Below are 17,744 nucleotides of genomic sequence, written 5' to 3'. Positions count from 1 at the left end.
CAACAGATCGTCAGAAGACAAGATTACTACCAATCCACCGTTACCATGTAGTGATTACTGAGAACCCGACGGTTTCGAAACTCGACATCCCGTCAAGTACGGAATTCACATCCTCAAGGCTTACTTCTTGGCCAATGAGGGATGCCGGTTGGATCTGCCCCTTGTCGACCATCCTCAGTAGATCCGGATAGCGCGGTCGCGGCATGCCATGACAGCCCGAGATCCGGATCTCCTGGGCGACGATGATATCTATGGGCAGCGGGACCAGGCCTCGCTCGTTTGCCGTAGTAAGTCCGATCTGAACATGCCGCCCACGCACGCGTAGGGTGCCGATCGAGTTCTGGACCGTCTCCTCTATACCGAGAGCATCGATGGTCACCTCAACACCACCGTTGGTGAACTCCTTGATTGCTGAGACCGGGTCCTCGCTCGAACTATTGACACTGAAGCTGGCGCCAACCTCATGGGCCTTCTCAAGCTTCACATCATCGATGTCGACTGCAATGACCTCGGCCCCCAAGGCAGAGGCGATCATCACTGCTGACAGACCAACCCCACCGCATCCATAGACAGCGATCCGCTCTCCTGGCCGCAACTGTGCAACCTCGACCGTTCCATGAAATGCTGTCATGAATCGACAGCCAAGGGTGCTTGCGGCAAGTGAATCGACACTGTCCGGCAACACAAGAAGGTTCACTTCCGCTCGTGGGACAGGCACATACTCTGCGAATCCGCCCTGGAGCGAAGATCCAGGAAACTGGGGACGCTTACAGAGATTCTGAAAGCCCGCCTGACACCGACTACAAAGGCCGCATGAGTAGTGGAACGGTGCGACAACTCGATCACCCACATGAAGACTCCGGACTTCGCCGCCCACCTCCACAACAACCCCAGCCATCTCGTGCCCGAGTATCAAAGGCAACTGTGGGTTCACCCCCAGCCAATCCCAGTGTCCTTTCCAGATGTGCCAGTCTGTCCTGCATACGCCGCAGGCATCTAGCTTGACGACCACGCCATCGGGGGGAACCCGTGGAACATCAACTTCGGATATCGCGAGCGGCTCGTTTTGCCCGACCATCAGAGCCGCCCGCATTGCCTTCGTCAACGTGGCACTAGGTATTCATAACTGTGTAATGAGCCTCTCTTGCGTCCTAGTGGCCGCTTTGCCACTCCGCCCAAGCCTCTTCGACCTCGGGTCGGTCGGAGAAGAAGAATGGATCGGCAAGTCCAGCAGCTGCTTCGTATTGCGGTGCCCACTCGGATCCAAAATCGTCAAGGCACGCCGGGAATGGATCAGCGTTCATCACTACGCCGTATCCGATTGCATTCAGCGCCGCACACTGCCGGGAGGGAAGCATGGAGAACGCATAGAGGGAATGGGCGGCATCGTAGTTGGGAGCGCCCTTGGGAATGGCAAACGGTCCACCGTTGATGATGCTTCCACCCCAAGTAATCGCCACAGGCAGTCCGGGTTCCTGTTTGATGCGAAGTGCCGGTCGACCGTTAAATGTGATGCCAAGGTCGCACTGGCCATCTAGCAGGAACTGAATGGAATCAGCGCCGCTGTTTGCCCAGACGATCTCGTCGTAGATTTGATCAAGTCGGTCGAAAGCTGCCTGAAGCCCCTCCTCGGTGCCTAGTACGTCGTAGACCTCGTCCCACGTAGCACCGTTGGCCATAGCGGCGAACTCAAGGTTGCCACCGAACTGTGCGAAGTTGAACGCGCATCGTTTGCCGGGGAACTGCTCGACATCAAAGAAGTCAATTGCCGAGTCGGGTCGGGAACCTTCACCAAACACGTCGGTGTTGTATTGCAGGACGATTCCGAAGTCCGAGGCACCCACGTAGTAACCCTGCGATGGGATTGCTCCTCCTGAGCCACCTCTGACGAGGTTACCTTCTTCATCCGAGTAAAAGGCGACGTCGGGGAGGGCAGCAACGTCGAAGAGGCTGTAATCAATAGGCTCCCAGTAGCCTTCCAACGCAAGACGCTCAGCTGTTCCGTAATCCAAGATGGCGAACACGTCCCACTCCGTGGCTCCGGAGTCGACTTGAGCCTGCACAGCTGCAGTGGAGAGGTCCAGCCCTGGGGCCGTCTCGATCACAGTCCAACCGGTTATTGCCTCCCAATCGTCGAGAAAGGCTTCGCTCCACCCTTCGTGCACTTCGCCACCCGCATCAACCCAGACGAGCTCCGCGGGTCCCTGATCGCGCACGTCAACGAGAAGTTGCAACAGGTTGTCGGGAATGTCTTCGGTCAGGGAGTGAACTTCCTCCGGAAGCTCTTCCAGAAGTGAATCACGCAATGACAGGCTTTCTGTGGTCGCGGAGGTCTCGCTTGTCGGCTCTGCTGAATCGACTTGGCTTGTCGTCGGCGATTCTGATACACTCGTGTCGTCGCTGTCATCAGCGCCACAGGCGGATGCCGTAAGCGCTATCACTACCGCCAGGGCGAGTACCCGGGCCCTGCTGCTCGTTGGTCGACTCCCCGTTTGCCTCATCAGTGCCTCCTTCGATCGACGCGCTACGCCGAATCTCCAAATCGTACGCCAATATGTGAGATCTGTCAAGTGTGACTAGTCCTCAGGATTAGAGGTTCATCCGATTTCAGTGGGGAGAAACCGTCGCGAGTAGGTCCCAGTTGGGTTTGCCCGCTTAGAGGAGGAACCGGATTCGGTAGTTCGCGGAGTTGCGGAATCCGAACGCTGCCCGCTTGATGCGTTGATGTGGTTGTTGAGGGCTTCGGTGGGCCCGTTGGTCACCTTCGAGATGTGCCGGTTGGCGATCTGTGGGGCCCCGCTCAGACCTCGCCCGTAAGGGACGTCATGGCCTGACGGCGGTGTAGACCGTGAGGGGATCGCCGTACGGCAACTGTCTGATCCCCTCGAATCCGGCCCCGGCCAGCATGGATTCCAGGGTCGCTCTCGAATGAGCCGCTCCACCGGTCTCGACCCTCATCATCACATCGAACAGGGCACCGAACGCTCCGGGGCCGCTGTCGCCGGCGAAGTCGTTGACCACTACAAGGCCGCCCGGCGTGATCGCCGACCGCACCCTGCGCAGCAGTCCCACCGCCCGCTCCTCGGTGAGGTCATGGATCAGATGGGACACCAGGGCGGCGTCCATCGAACCGGGCGGCACCCCGCAGGAAGGGTGCTCGAAGAGATCGACGCCGACCACCTCCACTCCCGTGCCCTCCAATTCCTCGCTCGCCCAGCCGGCGACGAGCGGGTAATCCACCAGGGTGACATGCGAGCCCGCCTCGGCGAGCAGGCAGGCGTAGGTTCCCAGGCCACCTCCCACGTCCAGCACCTGCTTGCCGGGGGCGAGCGCGTCAAGCTCGTGGAGCGGCGGTCCGCCGATCCTGGCGAGAACATCGAGCGCGTCCAGGAAGGCCCGGGCCTGCTCCGGGTTCGTGTCGAGCTGGGATCGCCACGGTTCCATGACCGGGAGCCCCCGGGTCACCACCTCGTCAAGGCGCGACCAGGCACCGGCGAACACCGCTTCCTTGGCTACGACCAGGCCCATCTCGCCGCCCGGACCCAGACGCTCCGAGGTGTAGGGTGTGGCGGCAAACCGGGCGCCGTCCCTCTCTAGCAAGCCGATCCCGACCAGCGCCTCCAGCAATGCCGCCAGGTTGGAGAGATCCACCTCCAGGTCCGCCGCCAGATCACCGACCGGTCTGGGGACGCGCCCGAGGACGGAGAACACGCCGAGCCGGTGCGCCGTGGTGATCGCCGCGGCGGGTTGGTAACCGGTGACCAGGTCGATGAGCGTCCAGTCGTTGTCGATCATCGCTTCCTCAGCGATCGGTACAGGCGCCAGCCGCGGAGCAGGGCCGAGATGGTGGAGAACCCGGCTCGCCGGGACCCTCTGCGACCCAGGTCGGCGAGTACGGTCATGGCGGCATTCTTGCCCGGCAGGCCCGACAAACCGCCGCCGGGAAAGGTGCCGGCACCGGTCAGGTAGAGCCAGGGGACGGCGGTCCGGTAGCCGCGGCCGGCGCCGGGCCGGAGCGAGAACATCTGGTCGATGGTCATGTCGATGTGGTTGGGATTGCCGAATCTGGCGCCGGTGCGTTTCTCCCAGTCGACGGGACCAGCCACGCGCAGGTCGACGATCCGGTCCTCGAGCGACTCGCCCGTGATGGCCCGGTAGCCGTCGATCACCCGCTCCGCATGCCTTGACATTGCGGCCTCGGTCCACTCCCCATCCTTGGGGCGGGCCGGCACGAAGGTCGACAACCAGGCTACGCCGCCTCCATCCGGCGCGGCCGACGGGTCCAGGGCCGAGGGCGAGGCCCAGAGCATGGCCGCTTCCGACGGATGGATCCCGGCGGCGATCTCGCCGAACGACCTGGCCATGGAGCCGGGATGTTGCTGGAGCAGCCAGAGAGCCTCGGGGTGACCGAACATACCGGGCTCGGCCTTGGCGGACAGCGCCAGATCCACCTTGAACTCGGCGACGTTGAGCGATCCGCCGGTCACCATCCGGGCCACTTCATCGAGTTCGGCTACCGGCTCGGCCATGAGCCGGCTGGTGCGCACCACATCGAGCGCCGAGACCACCAGGTCGAAGGAGGAGGTATCGCCCTGCGCAGTGGCAATCCTCGACCCGGCGGCCGACCGGTCGATCGACTCCACCGCGGCGTCCGTACGGATTCTCCCTCCGGCCGACTCGAGGGCTCCGACCAGTGCATTGACGAGTTGGACCGAGCCGCCTACCGGGCGCCCGGCCCCGTGGCCGTGGGACCCGGCCAGAAGCAGCCCGAACAGGCCGGAGCCGGGCAGCCACGGCGGGATCTGGCTGAACGCCCCGTACATGGTGAGCGCGGCGGCCAGGTGTGGATCGGCTACGTGGGCGCCGACCACCTTCTCGGCCGAGGCCAGAATGGTCCGGAGCGGGTCGAACCCGGCGATGGGTCCCAACTCAGCGATCTGCGCCATTGACGGCGGCGTGGCAAATGCGTCCATCATCCCCAACAGGGCGGTTCCCAGCCCGGCCAGCCGCCCGTAACCCTCGACGTCGCCGGGGTCGAGGCCGTCGAATCCCTCCAGAGTGGTGGATAGATCCTTGTGGAACAGCAGCCGGACGCCGTCCCCGAAACCGGCGCCGACCGACACGTCCCGGAAGGCGTATTCCAGGCCGAACCGGGCCAGGCCCAACTCGGCGGCGACGCCGAGAATCATGCCGTGGTCGATGGCGCCCCGCTCCAGCCGGTATCCAGAGGGAAGTTGTTCGGTCCATATGCATCCACCCGGTGTGGCATTGGCCTCGAAGACGGTGACATCGAGGCCGGCGTTGGCGAGGTAGCACGCGCAGACCAGGCCGTTGTGGCCCCCGCCGATCACCGCCACCCGGGTCATATGAAGGAGTGAACCCCGCTCAGCCCCGCCTCCCGGACCACTGCGCGCGCCAGTGCCCGCCCGCGGGCGATCTGAGCGGCCTCGTCGATGGTGCTGAGGGACCGTTCTGCGAGGAGCCGGCGTCCTTCCACCCAGACGTCGCTGACCGAGCGAGGGCCGGCGCAGTAGACGACCTGCTGGAAGGGATCGTGGACAGCGGCCAACTCGACAGTTCCCCGGAGCAACACCAGGTCGGCTCGCTTCCCGGCCTCCAGGCTGCCCACCTGATCATCCACGCCCATCACCCTGGCGCCACCGATGGTGGCCATCTCCAGCGCATCCTCGGCTGAGATCACCGCCGGATCCAACTCGTGGACCTTCTGGAGGAGGGCGGCCATCTTCACGGCTTCGAGCATGTTCTGGGAGTCGTTGGATGCCGCACCGTCGGTTCCGATCCCGATCTCGAGGCCCGCGGCTCGCAGCCGCGCCAGCGGGCACACGCCCGAGCCCAGGATCATGTTGGCGACCGGGTTGTGGGCTATCCCTGCGCGCGCCCCGGCCAGGATCTCGATGTCCTCCTGGGTCACCCAGATGGCGTGGGCCGCCAGCAGCGGCACTTCGAGGAAGCCCAGATGGGCGGCCTGGGACACCGGGCGGCGCCCCCATCGCAGGGAGGCGTGAACGACCTCCTCCCGCACTTCGGAAAGGTGTGTGTGAACCCCCCAGCCGTTCTCGCGGCAGGCGGCCGCGCCCGCTTCGAGCAGCTCTTCGGACTGCCCGAGCAGGGTTCCGATTCCGTACCGGAACCCCAGCAATCCGGACCTTTCGGCTGCAGCCGCCAGATCGTGGTGCTCCTCCATGACCTCTTCCACCGGCATCGGAGGGACCGATGACGTGTCGCCCAGGGCATCCTCCGCGCCGAAGCTGACCACTCCACGAATACCCACCTCCGCAAGACCCTCGACAACGCCCAGCGAGGCACGGGTACTGGGATTGGAGTGGACGAACATGTCGTTGACGAAGGTGACTCCCGAACGGATCATCTCGGCCGCCTTCAGGATGGTCCCCTCCCGTGCCATCTCCGCGGTGAGGTTCCTCGAGACGGGCGTGACCAGGCGTTCTCCCCACTCGTAGAGGGTGAGTTCCGATCCCATACCGGGAATGAGCGCCTCAGAGAGGTGGGTGTGGACGTTGATCAGACCCGGTATGACGATGCTGTGCGCGTCCCCGACCACCGTCGCGTCCGGATACCGTCTCCTCACCTCCCGGTAGGGACCCACCGCGGTGATCGCGCCATCCTCGATACGGACGGCACCGTCCTCGATGGCGCCGTCGGGTCCCATGGTGAGCACCCATGCACCCCTGACGATCAACTGTTCTCCGGGAGGAACGGAGAGGGCCATCAGCCCTCCAAGGTGTTCAGGGAGCTCTCCAACACCTCGATGAACCGGTCGATCTGCTCCTGCTCGACCACCAGGGGTGGCGCCACCCTTACCGTTCCCGTCGAATTGAGCATCGACCCGACCACGACCCCCCGGCGGGCCATCTCCTCGACCAGGGGCTGGGCCAGAGCGGCCGGTTGAACGTCGAAGGCACACCACAGGCCTATGCCGCGAATGCCGGCCAGCGTGCCGGGACGGGACCGGCGGACCGAACGGAGGCCGCTGCGGAGGTACTCCCCCATCTCCGCCGCCCGCTCCACCAGGCCCTGGTCCCGGATCACGTCGAAGGCCGCTATGGCGGCGGCGCAGGAAACCGGGTTCCCACCGAACGTGGTCAGGTGGGACAGGGGCGGATCCAGGAAGGTGGAGAGTATCTCGGCGGTGGAGATGAAGGCGCCCAGGGGCAGGCCGCCTCCGAAGGCCTTGGCCACGGTGATGACATCGGGCGTCACTCCCCAGTTCTGGCATGAGAACCACTGGCCGGAACGCCCCATGCCACCCTGGACCTCGTCGCAGATCAGCAACGCCCCCCGCCGGGAGCACAACTCCCGCAATCCGGGCAGGAACCGGTCCGAGGGGATGCGAACCCCTCCCTCGCCCTGGATGGGCTCGACGATGACCGCGGCGATGTCCTCGTCTATGGCCCGGTCGGCCGCGTCGAGATCGTCGAAGGGAACGAAGCGCACCGGCCCGAGCAGGGGCTCGAACGGCTTGCGCCACTCCTCCCGCCAGGTCACGGACAATGCCCCGAACGTGCGCCCGTGGAAGGCGCGCTCGAACGCAACGAATCCGGGGCGGCCGGTGTACTTGCGAGCCAGCTTCAGGGATCCCTCCGTAGCCTCGGTGCCCGTACTGGTGAGGAAGGCCACATCCAGATCGCCGGGGGTGACCGAGGCCAACCGCCGGGCTATCTCGACCTGTGGAGGCAGGGTGTGCCGGCCGTACACGTCGACGTGGGAGAACCGGGCAACCTGGTCCTGGACGGCCTTCACCACCGCCGGATGGCAATGACCCAGGTTGGAGACCGCGATGCCCGAGATCATGTCGAGAAGGACACGGCCCTCGGCGGTCTTGAGCCAGCAACCGGCCGCGTCCACGATCACACTCTCCTTGATGCCGGGAACGGTCTGGCAAAGGTGGCGGACGAAGTCGTTGCGGTAGCTGTCGGCCTCGCGGGCGGACATCTCCGGATGGTGGTCGAGTTGCTTGCCGGCGGGATCGTTCATGGTCGACTCCCTTCTAATCCAGATCGGGCGCGAAGGACCGGCGCATCCACTCCCGGGCGCGAACCAACTCCGGGACCGAGTCGGCCAGGCGCCGGTCCCAGGTGTATTCACGAACCGTCGCCGGGGCGAGACCGGCGCTGCGCGCCTGGACCGCCACCCGTGCCCGCTCCTCCAGGTACCACAGGCGCGTCGAGGCCTCCAGCAGGTCGGTGCCCACGGCCAGGCACCCGTTGGAGGCCAGCAGGACGCTGTAATCGTCCCCCAGGGTTCGAGCCACCTCTTCTCCGGCATCGGCCGTCTTGACCAGTTCGATGTCCGGATGCGTCCGGACGGTGCGACCCGCCATGCCTCCCAGTCCATGCAGGAGGGGAAGCGACTCGGACGACACCCCCCAGGTCACCACGTAGGGTGGGTGGCCTCGGCAGATCGCGCCCACATCGGGCCGGGCGTCGTAGATGGCGGCGTGCATCGGCAATTCCAGCGGGGTAGCGCCGGTCGGCCCTCCGGTTGGCACACCGGACTCGACCCGGATCACGTCGTCGGCACTGGCCTCGAACAGCGGGCTGGTGCTGGTGATCAGGAACCCGGATGGAGTGCGGGCGGAGACGTGTCCGAAGGCCTCGACCAGGCCGGCGGAAGCCAGCATGCGAGCAGTCGACGCGACGTCGCTCCGCAGCCGCTCCAGATCCTCGCTCATACGGCGGCGAGCCATCCGGTGAGATGGGTGAGGGCCTCGGGCAGGCCGAGCGGAGTATCGTTCCCGTCACCGCGGGCATAGACCGCCCGCACGGCGGCCGGCGTCGTCGCGCGACCCTCCGCCTCCAGCCGCCCCGCCAGGCGCCCGCGGGCGTCCTCGAGTTGCTCCTGGGTGGGCATCATCGTGACGAGACCGGGGGCGCCCTCAAGTACCCCGACCAGCTTGACCGGCCCGGCGGCGCCCTTCCGGGACCGCGCCAGCCCCTCCGCGCGCCGGAATGCGTCATCAGCCAGGAAGCTGCGGTGAGTCAGTCCCGGCGAGACCCACGCCGCTATTCCCGCATAGGCCGGCGACAGCCGGACCAGGCATCGGCGGATGATCGCGGCCAGATAGTTGTGGGTCTCGGCAAAGGCCTGGCGCTCGGCCGGACCCCACCTCCACTTCCCGTTGGCGAGCTGGGTGGCCGTGCAGTCGGGCCGCTCGGGCGACACCGAGGTCCCGCGCGCCTCGAACAGGCCGGGGTCGTCGTAACAGGCGGCGGGACTCGGGGCGTCTCGCCAGTAGTAGATGTGGGAATAGGGAACGATCGCCATCGGCTCGGACAGCACGAACCGATCCAGGAAGACGTCACCGCGCCGGAGCGGTCCGTCATGGAGTAGGTCCGGGCTCTCCCCGTCGTCGAGGTAGCCGGCCAACGCCGCCGGGGCTGTGGAGTCGCCATCGGGACGCCAGCCTGCTTCCAGCAGTGCCCCGTTGATGGCCCGGTGCTCCCGGCTGGTCGAATAGGGCTTGTATTTGGTACAAGGGATCAGGAGCGCCACCCGCCGCGCTCCCGCGGGCGTGGGCGGCGGGGTCCACTCCTCGCCGATGAAGCGATGCCAGTCGGCTATCTGCGGGTGCTGCATGCCATCGAGGTTGGCCTGCGGGGAGTAGAAACGGAGCGAAAGGTCGAGTTCGAAGGGTGAGCGGATCTTGCGGGCCGATTCGGCCAGGCGGGCGGCGTCCGGTTCGTACTGGGTGGATGTGGTCATCAGGTCCTCCTAGTTGTCCCGCAGCCTCATCAGCATGGAGGTGGGGTTGAAGTCATTGCACGGGGTGAGGTCCTGGGGGCAGGCGGACAGGAGCACCACCAGATCCTCGTGGGCGAGCAAGGTCATCGTGGCGCCCGCATCGTGGGCGGCGGGGTCGGTAACCACCGCTCCCTCGTCCGTCACCCGGTTGTGCATGAACACGTTCCAAGCCATCTCGCCGGCCAGCGCGAAGTCCTCCCCGAGCAGGTCACGCGCTTGGTAGAGGTTGGCCAGGCAGTGGTCGTGGTTGTCCAGGTCATAGTCCCGCTTGAAACGCTCGTGGTCGCAGCACGGCACGATGATGTCGTGGCGCTCCACATCGTCCCGGAGGATGGTGAAGACCGGGTTGCGGCGGTTGGAGAACACCTGGGATCCGGTGGCGAGTTCGATCGAGGCGTTGCATGACACCGTATGAGTCGGGGACAGGTACTCGGAGGGATCGTTGCGGAACCAAGCGATCAGGTCGCCGACCTGGTGGCCTTCGACATCGACTATGTCCAGCAGCTGACCCTTGCGCACATAGACGCCCCGACCCTCCCGGGCCGGAACGATGACTTCGGTTCCTTGGTTCATTCCTGGTTCTCCTATTGCTCGTTCTCGGTTAGCCGGCTCATACGTGGGCCGAGCCGGGGAGTTCCCCGACCTCCGGCGTGACGGTTACCGGCCGGGCCGCAGCGGGAGTGTTGCGGCTCCGCAGGGCTCGGATCCGGCCATCGATAAGGACCGCGCTGATCCCCGGGATGTCGCCCCTGGACAGGGCGCCGAGGGCGTCGCCGCCGTACGATCCCCAGGGAGCGTCGGCAATCACCAGGTCGGCAGCCCGGCCGACCTCAACCTTCCCGGCATCCAGGCTATAGACATCGGCGGTCACGCCAGACGCCCATGCCCACACGGTGGCCGGGTCGGCACCGGTGAGCGAGGACAGTTCTGCCATCGTCTTGAGCACGCCCAGCGGCATCACCCCCGTTCCGGTGGGAGTGTCGGACCCGATGATCACCCGGTGCTCGACGCCGTGCTCGAGAACCGTCTCCACCACATGGATGGCGCTCCGCAGGTTGCCGGCCTGGACGATCTGCAGCACCAGATCGGTGGTCCTGACGATCCGGTCAAGGCCGTCCTCGTCCAGCGACGAGGGCCCCCCGTTGATGTGGCCGCAAACGTCCGGACGGAGCAGCATCAGATGATCGGTGGTGATGGGCTTCGAACCAGGAATCGACGCCCCCCCGGAATGGCACATCACCATGATCCCGACCTCCTGGGCCGCCCGCACCTGCGGCAGTCCGTCGGCCGGGTCCTCGTACCGGCCGAACCCGAACTTGGCGAGACGCACCCCCTGATCCGCCAGGTAGCGGAAGTGCTCGGGTCGGAGGGTCGGCTCGAGCACCACCGCTCCGCCGTTGACCTTCATCCCGTTGGGTCGGTAATTGCTCCACGACCGCTGGGCGAACACGGCCAGGGCGACCACACCATCGGCATCGTGCGGACGCCCCGGTGCGTGGATCTCCCCCGGCGAGATCACCTGGGTTATCCCTCCGTGAACGTAGGAACTGAGGAAGCCGACCACGTTCTGGCGGGGGGTGAAGTCACCGATGACGACATGGCAGTGGGAGTCGATCAGCCCCGGTCCCACAGTGGCGCCATTGGCGTCGATCACCTGGTCGGCATGCTCGTAACCCTCGGCGGATCCGATCGAGGCAATCGATCCGTCTTCTATGAACAGCGCCTCGGCATCGGCGAGCGGACGGGCCAGGTCACCCGTGACCAGGGTCCCTATGTTGACGATCGCGGTCCGGCGTGGCCTGCCCACCGGGCTAAACCAGCCCGTCCTCGCCGATCACATCTCCGGCCGCCAAGCCCCCCATCCGCGCGTTGAGCCTGCCCCGGTTGGCGACCCCCACGGCCACCAGAACCTCGTCCGCCCGGGGAGCATCGCCCGGATACAGCGTGATGGCGTCGTAGTGATCTCGTACGTAGAGGGCGTCCTTGTGGGCCAGCGGGATGGTGATCGGGGTCCCTGCAGCCGCCACGATGGTGGCCGACGACATCCAGGCCACGCCCCCGCCGAGGGTCTCTCGGAGCGGGTTGGCGAAAGCGGTGGACAGGAACATGACCGCGTGCTCCTGCGATCCGTCGAGGCCGGCAATCCCACCCTTGCCGTAGGACACCACCGGCTCTCTCAGGGCATCCAGGGCCATCTCGCCCAGGAGACGCCCCAGGCCGACCGAGAATTCGACCGCCTCGGACAGGTCCTCGTGGTAGCTCCCGGCATAGGGATTGTGGATCGCCGCCGCCACCACCGCCTTGCGGAGCGGCGGATCCGCCTCGATCCCCTCCCGGACCCGCTCCTCCTCCACCTGGTTGATGACCTTCCTGATGGAAAAGTCAAGGCTCACAGCAACTCCCTCTCGGCAGCCGCGGCGGCGGGCGGATAGGTGTCGTCGAACAGGCCGACCGGCAGGCCCCTCATATAGGTGAGAACGTCATCGAGGTCGGTCACATCCACGTACTTCATGTGCAGGTCGAAGAGGGCGATCTTGTGTGATACCTCGCCGCGATCGAAGACCGCCTCGTGCGGGATTGTCACCTTGAAGTCGTTCGAGAGCGCATCGACCGCGCTGGCCCGGACGCATCCGCTGGTGGTGGTGCCGGTGAGGATCAAAGAGTCGGCCCTCATCATGGTCAGGTGGCTCACCAGCGGCGTTCCGAAGAAGGCAGACGGCTTGCGCTTCTCGATGAACAGGTCGTCGGGCCGGGGCGCTACCTCGGCCACGATCTCGTTGCCCTTGTGTCCCATCACGTCCACCTCGTCCTCCGCCCGGGTGCTCTTCAGTGACCAGATACCGAGGTCGAAGCCGTCAGCACGGCGCGGGTTGGTGGTATAGATGACCGGGAGGCGCTTGGCGCGGGCCACCTCGAGGATGTCCTGGATGGCGGGGATGCCTCGCTCCCACGCCTCGGGGCCGCAGGCGTACCGCCAACGCTCGATCGAATCGAGGATCGGCTCGGCCCGGTCCCCGCAGAAGTTGTAGTTGACGTCGATGACCATGATGGCGGGCCGCTCTCCGTATCCCGCCCGCTTCCCCCAACCGGCCGCGGCGAAGACCGTCCGATCGGTCTCGGTAAGGACGTCGTCCCAGATAGCCATGGTTCAGTCCGCTAGGGGACGGGTGTACCTGGTGGTCTCGGGAGCGAAACCGGGGCGGGCGAAGTCGTCGGCCAGCCAGCGATGGGTGGGCGCCACCCGGGCAGGGCTGTTGGCGTCCATCACCTGACGGCTGGGCCCCAGCTTCCGGGGCTGGTAAAGGCCTCGCGGCGCACCTACCGGGCGCATCCCGGGCGAGTCGTCCGCCCATTCGGCGCTGACCTCGCCTCGCAGGATGGTCATGATGGGCCAGCCAGTGAAGGTGTGGCCTTCCATGATCGACCAGCCCGATCGGGTGTTGATGTGCTCCTTGCCGACCTTGACCTCCCGACCCAGATCGATGATCACCATGTCGGCGTCGAAGCCCGGCAGGAGCGAGCCCTTGGTACCCCAGAGGCCGGAGGTCTTGGCGGGGTTCTCGCAACTGACCTGGACCGCCCGCTCGAGGCTGATCCGCCCCTTGTTGACACCTTCCGACAGCATCACCGGCAGGAATAGCTCCACTCGTGAGAAACCGGTACGGCAGTCCCAGATGACCGGGTTGTACATCTCCTCGTGGGAGGCGGGCTCCCAGCCCACCACGTGGTCGGACCCGACCACGTCGACGATGCCCTCGGCCAGTGCCACCCAGAGCGCCTCGATGTTGTCCCGGCGGCGGAGCGGGACGTTGATCCGCCAGCCGTACTCAGGCTCGGCCCAGAGCCAGGGCGGACCGGTCTGCGCATAAAGCTCCAGACCCTCGGCGCGGGCCCGGGCCACCTCTTCGAAAGACAACTTAGTGGTGCAGTGCTGGAGATAGAGGGGAACGTGGCCCGGGGTCTGCATCGCCAGGTAGGCGTAGGTGCGGATGTGATGGGCCTCGAGGAAATCGGGTGAGCGATCGGTCCAGGAACCGAAGTCGGTGCGGCCGCTGCTCCGGAGGCGGTCCTCGAAGATCCGCCCGATCTCCCAGTTCTCGGGATGGATGTGAACGATCCCCGGATGGCCGATGTGAGCGACTTCCTCCATCACCAGGTAGACGGTCCCGTCGTCGATGCCCGTACCCAGGCCGGCCCGCCGGGACGGCCAGTTGGTGTCGTCCTCGTCCGACATGCCCTTCATCGAACGGGTCTGGAGGTACAGCTTGAACGAGGTGACCCCGTGCTCCTCGGCGTACTGGGGGATCTCCCGCGCGTGCTCGTCGGTCTCGAGCATGTAGGTCAGGTAGGCGTCGACATGGCTGTACTCGTTGATGACGTCACGGCCCGACGGGAAGGACTCGTTGAACGAGACCACGTCGGCTTTCGCTACCACCTCTTTGAAAGGCTTCGTGCCAAGACGCGTGGTGGGCGCCTGGATGCCCCAGGTGGTGACGCCGGCGGTCGCAGCCGCCCTCGATTCGGTCTTCATGTCGTAGTCGAACGGCACGTAGCACCCGGGGTGGGCCTCCGAGTCCACGACCCCCGGCAGCACGTAGTTGCCGCGGGCGTCGATGGTCTTCTTGGCCAGCGGCATCAACTCCTCGGGGGCCAGCATGGCCACCTTGCCGTCCTTGACGCCGACCGCCACTCGGTAGCGTCCGCCGCCCAGGACCACGGTGCCGTTGATTACCACCAGATCGAGGGGTTGTCCCGCCATGTCCCGAACTCCATCCTTCAAGTCGCCGATTCGCTTTGTCCCGGATCGAGACTGTGCGCTCGCCAGGACGGTAAGGCCCGGTCGTTTCACTCCCAGTCAATGCCGGTTGACAAGCAACGGGGACTTGGAGTAGAACCGGAGTCAAGATGAGCTTACCCCCTGACAGCACCGGGGCTATCCCCGCGGAAACCAGATCACAACTGCTGAATCTGCGGGAGCGGGTCGATGCCTTCGTCGACGTAAGACCTCATGACGCCATCGCCCGCGGGGCCATCCGGGAAGCCATTGAGGGCGGGCTCGAGGGCAACGCCGCGGTGGGATGCCTGATCCTCGATCCCGAAGGGCAGGTCCTGGTCAGCGACCGCAACCGGATGCTGGCGCCGAGATTCCGCAGCGACCTCCACGCCGAGATGTCGGCGATCAACATCTACGAGGACAATCATCCGGACGGAGGCGATCTGCGGGGTCACACCCTGATCACCTCCCTGGAACCGTGCGAGATGTGCACGATCCGGATCATCAACTCGGCTGTTACCACCACGCTCTTCGTCGCATCCGACCTCGGCAAGGGGGGCATAACGGGCCCGAACTCCCTGGCCCCGCACTGGGCGCGCCTCGCCGAACCTCTGACCTTCAGACCGGCCGACTGCTCGGAGGAGTTGAGCGATATCTCGCTGAAGGTGTTCACCACCACGATCGGCGGCGTGGTCGAGAAGATGATGGCCCGCCGGACCTAGCGTCCCGACCCCGATCCGGCAGAGAACGCGAAAATCGCCGGCAGACCGGTGCTCTGCACCGGGTCCCCTCCCCCGCCACCACCCATCCTGTTGGAGCGTGGTCGGCCATGCCCGGGCTGTTGCCGGGAATCGGCTGTCGCTCCATGAAGCCTCGTTTGTTCCCTCGGGCCGGCCGTTCCGATCGGTCTCATCTCTTCGGCCGGCGTAGGTGCTTGGCGATATGCAACGTATAGCGGGGGTGTGACAGATTCGGACACCCACCGATCCCGGACCCGATCCGCGTCAGGCCGGTGCCGTGCGGACGGGGGAATGCGACCGGGGCATGTCCCTCCGAACACGCGTCAATAGCCGCCCGGGCGAAGTCGCCTGCAACCGGGCCGCGCTCTCTCAAAACATGATGGAGGGGGGCTCCATCGGGCTGGGCCGGCCGCCATACAGCAGTTGGCAATGTCCCGGGGTCGGCCCGACGAAAACCGGATGACCGTGGCGGACGATCTCGGCGGGCATCAGGCAGGCGCCCATCGTCCCGTCGGGATGGACCACCACCTTGGCGACCGTGGTCTGGGCGCTGACCGGGTTGATGCGGGGCCAGATAATGTGGCCGAGTCCCCATGCCACGATCTTGCCGTCGATCTCCCCGAGCGGCCCCACGCGGTGCTGGTGATGGCCGAAGATGATGTCGGCCCCGGCCGCCACCATGGCTTCGGCGTTCGCGATGTCATCCGGACGTGGTTCGGTGTCGAGTTCCCGGCCCCAGTGGATGGTCACGATCACAAGGTCGGCGATGTCGGCGGCTCGCTCCACCGCCGCCACCATGTCAGCCCTGTCATCACCGCTGGCCATACCCGGCCGGTCCTCGGTCGCCAGCCACGACCGGCTGAGTAGCACGCCGCCGAACCCCAGCACGGCGATCTTCCACCCGCGGATCTCGAGCAGGGCGGGGCTGTAGGCCTCCTCGTAGTTGGACCCGGCTCCGACAGGAAGGATGCCCGCCGCCCGCAGGTTGGCGACCGAGTCGACCAGCGCCTCGCGCCCGAAGTCCAGCGAGTGATTGTTGGCCTGGCTGGCCACGTCTATGCCGGCTTCCAGAGCGGAGGTAAGGGCAGCCTTGTCGCAACGGAAGTTGAATGCTCTGGGCTCCGGCCGGCCAAGATCGGAGACGACGCACTCCATGTTGATGACCGTCAGATCGTCCCTCTGGAAAATGTCCCCAAGCCCCGACCAGGCGTATGCATATCCCTCCGACGGGAAGGTGGGTACGTATACGGGATCAAGGGCAACGTCGCCGATCCCGTGGATGATCAACGTCTCTCTCGGCCTCTCCGGTGGGACCGTGGTCGTGGTCGTGGTCGTGGTCGTGGTCGGAACCGTGGTCGTTTCGGTAGTCGTATCCACTTCCCGAGTGGTCGCCGTGGTGGTCGGAGAAGATCTGGCCGAAGTGGTCGGCGGCGTGGTGGCAGTACTAGTCGTAGTGGTGGTGGCCAACTCCGCGGCGCGCAGGGTGGATAAGACCGCGGATGTGGAAGGGGGGGTCGGCGGCCGGGTTGTGGCAACCGGAGCATCCGTGCTCGGGGCCGAAGGCGCCGCCCTGACGGTGCTCTCAAGGCTATCCGCCGAGGAGGCCGAGGAACCGCACGCGGCCGCGCCCACCACCATCCAGACCAGGAGCACCGCGATCTGTGGCTTGTTGGGTCGACTCACGCTCTGGCTCCGCAACTTTCGCCACCACCGGGCAAGGCGGACGAGGGATCTGTGCGATAGCGCGATCCTAACCCCGGAACTATCTCCGAAGAGGCATCTTCGCGATTCGCGCATGTGCGCCCCTGGATCGGGCAAGCGCGGCAGAATCGCAGCCGGAGAACTCCGCCCGGCGTTTTCCAACCACCCTCCCGGCCTCTATTCTGGGAAGTCACTCCCCTGAAGCCACGAGACCTGCAAAGGACCTAGCGATCGACGCCGACATCACCACCGTGGAGATCGTCTTCCGTCTCATCCCGTTGCTGATACTGCTCGGGACAGGAGTGATGGGCGCCATCGTGGTGCTCAACAACATCACCGCACCCGGCGCCAACCTGGCCTTCGTCGAGCACATCATGACGATGGATACCACCAACATGGACGAGGGAACGCAGTGGCGGGAGATCCGGTCGCCGATCCTCCACCGGGTCGCGTTCGCCTCCATCCTCGTCCTCGAGGTGGCCGTCACGGTGCTGGCACTGGTCGGCAGCTACTTCCTGGTTGCCAACCTCGGAGCACCGACCGACGCATGGGAGGCGGCCAAACTGTTCGGTTACCTGGGCTTCATGGCGGCGCTGGTGGTCTGGTTCCTCATTATCCAGGTGGTGGGCGCCGAGTGGTTCGTCAGCTGGCAGTCGGAAGGCTGGAACGCCATTCGTGACTCCACCCGGATCAACCTGATCACCGTGGCCGGCATCATCCTTCTCCGGCTGGCGTAGTTGCTGCCCTGT

The 17,744-nt window shown here is 65.7% G+C and carries 17 protein-coding genes and 1 pseudogene; 3 read left to right on the top strand and 15 right to left on the bottom strand.

The window, feature by feature from the left end; all coding sequences use genetic code 11:
- Window positions 1–40: 40 nt before the first annotated feature.
- The 14 genes and pseudogenes from ACOQPD_RS15020 to ACOQPD_RS14955 form a co-directional block, all read right to left on the bottom strand.
- Window positions 41–697 carry a zinc-binding dehydrogenase gene (locus ACOQPD_RS15020; protein WP_420614400.1) on the bottom strand — a complete coding sequence of 219 codons (657 nt, stop codon included), beginning with the start codon at window positions 695–697 and terminating at the stop codon, window positions 41–43.
- Between the two features lie 9 nt (window positions 698–706).
- Window positions 707–1,078 (bottom strand): annotated as a pseudogene (locus ACOQPD_RS15015) (alcohol dehydrogenase catalytic domain-containing protein); the annotation flags it as partial.
- A 73-nt stretch (window positions 1,079–1,151) separates the two neighbouring features.
- Window positions 1,152–2,501: an extracellular solute-binding protein gene (locus ACOQPD_RS15010; RefSeq protein ID WP_420612771.1), complete on the bottom strand. Its 1,350-nt coding sequence runs from the start codon at window positions 2,499–2,501 to the stop codon at window positions 1,152–1,154.
- Between the two features lie 322 nt (window positions 2,502–2,823).
- A complete protein-coding gene (locus ACOQPD_RS15005) occupies window positions 2,824–3,795 on the bottom strand; it encodes a methyltransferase (protein ID WP_420612770.1) in 972 nt (323 codons plus the stop codon).
- Complete coding sequence (locus ACOQPD_RS15000) at window positions 3,792–5,366, bottom strand: phytoene desaturase family protein (protein WP_420612769.1); 1,575 nt, start codon at window positions 5,364–5,366, stop codon at window positions 3,792–3,794. Before ACOQPD_RS15000 ends, ACOQPD_RS15005 begins: the two co-directional genes overlap by 4 nt.
- On the bottom strand, window positions 5,363–6,748 hold the full coding sequence (locus ACOQPD_RS14995) for an amidohydrolase family protein (protein WP_420612768.1): 1,386 nt from the start codon (window positions 6,746–6,748) through the stop codon (window positions 5,363–5,365). The genes ACOQPD_RS15000 and ACOQPD_RS14995 overlap by 4 nt, the downstream gene beginning before the upstream one ends.
- A complete protein-coding gene (locus tag ACOQPD_RS14990) occupies window positions 6,748–8,013 on the bottom strand; it encodes an aspartate aminotransferase family protein (RefSeq protein ID WP_420612767.1) in 1,266 nt (421 codons plus the stop codon). The genes ACOQPD_RS14995 and ACOQPD_RS14990 overlap by 1 nt, the downstream gene beginning before the upstream one ends.
- A gap of 13 nt (window positions 8,014–8,026) precedes the next feature.
- A complete protein-coding gene (locus tag ACOQPD_RS14985) occupies window positions 8,027–8,710 on the bottom strand; it encodes a class II aldolase/adducin family protein (RefSeq protein ID WP_420612766.1) in 684 nt (227 codons plus the stop codon).
- Window positions 8,707–9,741, bottom strand: a complete 1,035-nt coding sequence (locus ACOQPD_RS14980; RefSeq protein ID WP_420612765.1) for a hypothetical protein — start codon at window positions 9,739–9,741, stop codon at window positions 8,707–8,709. Before ACOQPD_RS14980 ends, ACOQPD_RS14985 begins: the two co-directional genes overlap by 4 nt.
- Before the next feature lie 9 nt (window positions 9,742–9,750).
- Window positions 9,751–10,353, bottom strand: coding sequence for a DUF1989 domain-containing protein (locus ACOQPD_RS14975; RefSeq protein ID WP_420612764.1), 603 nt, complete (start codon window positions 10,351–10,353; stop codon window positions 9,751–9,753).
- Window positions 10,354–10,390: 37 nt separating this feature from the next.
- On the bottom strand, window positions 10,391–11,587 hold the full coding sequence (locus tag ACOQPD_RS14970) for an amidohydrolase family protein (RefSeq protein WP_420612763.1): 1,197 nt from the start codon (window positions 11,585–11,587) through the stop codon (window positions 10,391–10,393).
- 4 nt (window positions 11,588–11,591) lie between these two features.
- A complete protein-coding gene (locus tag ACOQPD_RS14965) occupies window positions 11,592–12,173 on the bottom strand; it encodes an amino acid synthesis family protein (RefSeq protein WP_420612762.1) in 582 nt (193 codons plus the stop codon).
- Complete coding sequence (locus tag ACOQPD_RS14960) at window positions 12,170–12,925, bottom strand: isochorismatase family protein (protein ID WP_420612761.1); 756 nt, start codon at window positions 12,923–12,925, stop codon at window positions 12,170–12,172. Before ACOQPD_RS14960 ends, ACOQPD_RS14965 begins: the two co-directional genes overlap by 4 nt.
- A gap of 3 nt (window positions 12,926–12,928) precedes the next feature.
- The gene (locus ACOQPD_RS14955) at window positions 12,929–14,539 is read right to left on the bottom strand and encodes a dihydroorotase (protein WP_420612760.1); all 1,611 of its coding nucleotides are present in this window, start codon (window positions 14,537–14,539) and stop codon (window positions 12,929–12,931) included.
- A gap of 146 nt (window positions 14,540–14,685) precedes the next feature.
- On the opposite strand from ACOQPD_RS14955, the gene ACOQPD_RS14950 reads away from it, so the two are divergent.
- Window positions 14,686–15,276 (top strand): nucleoside deaminase, encoded by a 591-nt coding sequence (locus tag ACOQPD_RS14950; RefSeq protein WP_420612759.1) that lies wholly within the window; start codon window positions 14,686–14,688, stop codon window positions 15,274–15,276.
- A 387-nt stretch (window positions 15,277–15,663) separates the two neighbouring features.
- Here the strand turns inward: ACOQPD_RS14950 and ACOQPD_RS14945 are convergent, their stop codons facing one another.
- The gene (locus ACOQPD_RS14945; RefSeq protein WP_420612758.1) at window positions 15,664–16,581 is read right to left on the bottom strand and encodes a CapA family protein; all 918 of its coding nucleotides are present in this window, start codon (window positions 16,579–16,581) and stop codon (window positions 15,664–15,666) included.
- Between ACOQPD_RS14945 and ACOQPD_RS14940 the strand changes: the two genes are divergently transcribed.
- Window positions 16,574–17,197 carry a hypothetical protein gene (locus ACOQPD_RS14940; RefSeq protein WP_420612757.1) on the top strand — a complete coding sequence of 208 codons (624 nt, stop codon included), beginning with the start codon at window positions 16,574–16,576 and terminating at the stop codon, window positions 17,195–17,197. The genes ACOQPD_RS14945 and ACOQPD_RS14940 overlap by 8 nt on opposite strands.
- Before the next feature lie 49 nt (window positions 17,198–17,246).
- The gene (locus tag ACOQPD_RS14935) at window positions 17,247–17,732 is read left to right on the top strand and encodes a DUF2165 domain-containing protein (RefSeq protein WP_420612756.1); all 486 of its coding nucleotides are present in this window, start codon (window positions 17,247–17,249) and stop codon (window positions 17,730–17,732) included.
- Window positions 17,733–17,744 lie beyond the last annotated feature (12 nt).

The sequence above is a fragment of the Candidatus Spongiisocius sp. genome, from assembly GCF_965221825.1.
Lineage (GTDB): Bacteria > Actinomycetota > Acidimicrobiia > Spongiisociales > Spongiisociaceae > Spongiisocius.
Note: the sequence above shows the minus strand (reverse complement) of the source record. Positions and strands in the feature narration are given on the sequence as shown.

What these genes read in the sequence shown, in the direction of transcription:
- ACOQPD_RS15010 (WP_420612771.1), bottom strand. Translation starts at nt 2,501, where the DNA reads ATGAGGCAAACGGGGAGTCGACCAACGAGCAGCAGGGCCCGGGTACTC.
- ACOQPD_RS15005 (WP_420612770.1), bottom strand. Translation starts at nt 3,795, where the DNA reads ATGATCGACAACGACTGGACGCTCATCGACCTGGTCACCGGTTACCAA.
- ACOQPD_RS15000 (WP_420612769.1), bottom strand. Translation starts at nt 5,366, where the DNA reads ATGACCCGGGTGGCGGTGATCGGCGGGGGCCACAACGGCCTGGTCTGC.
- ACOQPD_RS14995 (WP_420612768.1), bottom strand. Translation starts at nt 6,748, where the DNA reads ATGGCCCTCTCCGTTCCTCCCGGAGAACAGTTGATCGTCAGGGGTGCA.
- ACOQPD_RS14990 (WP_420612767.1), bottom strand. Translation starts at nt 8,013, where the DNA reads ATGAACGATCCCGCCGGCAAGCAACTCGACCACCATCCGGAGATGTCC.
- ACOQPD_RS14985 (WP_420612766.1), bottom strand. Translation starts at nt 8,710, where the DNA reads ATGAGCGAGGATCTGGAGCGGCTGCGGAGCGACGTCGCGTCGACTGCT.
- ACOQPD_RS14980 (WP_420612765.1), bottom strand. Translation starts at nt 9,741, where the DNA reads ATGACCACATCCACCCAGTACGAACCGGACGCCGCCCGCCTGGCCGAA.
- ACOQPD_RS14975 (WP_420612764.1), bottom strand. Translation starts at nt 10,353, where the DNA reads ATGAACCAAGGAACCGAAGTCATCGTTCCGGCCCGGGAGGGTCGGGGC.
- ACOQPD_RS14960 (WP_420612761.1), bottom strand. Translation starts at nt 12,925, where the DNA reads ATGGCTATCTGGGACGACGTCCTTACCGAGACCGATCGGACGGTCTTC.
- ACOQPD_RS14955 (WP_420612760.1), bottom strand. Translation starts at nt 14,539, where the DNA reads ATGGCGGGACAACCCCTCGATCTGGTGGTAATCAACGGCACCGTGGTC.
- ACOQPD_RS14950 (WP_420612759.1), top strand. Translation starts at nt 14,686, where the DNA reads ATGAGCTTACCCCCTGACAGCACCGGGGCTATCCCCGCGGAAACCAGA.
- ACOQPD_RS14940 (WP_420612757.1), top strand. Translation starts at nt 16,574, where the DNA reads ATGATCAACGTCTCTCTCGGCCTCTCCGGTGGGACCGTGGTCGTGGTC.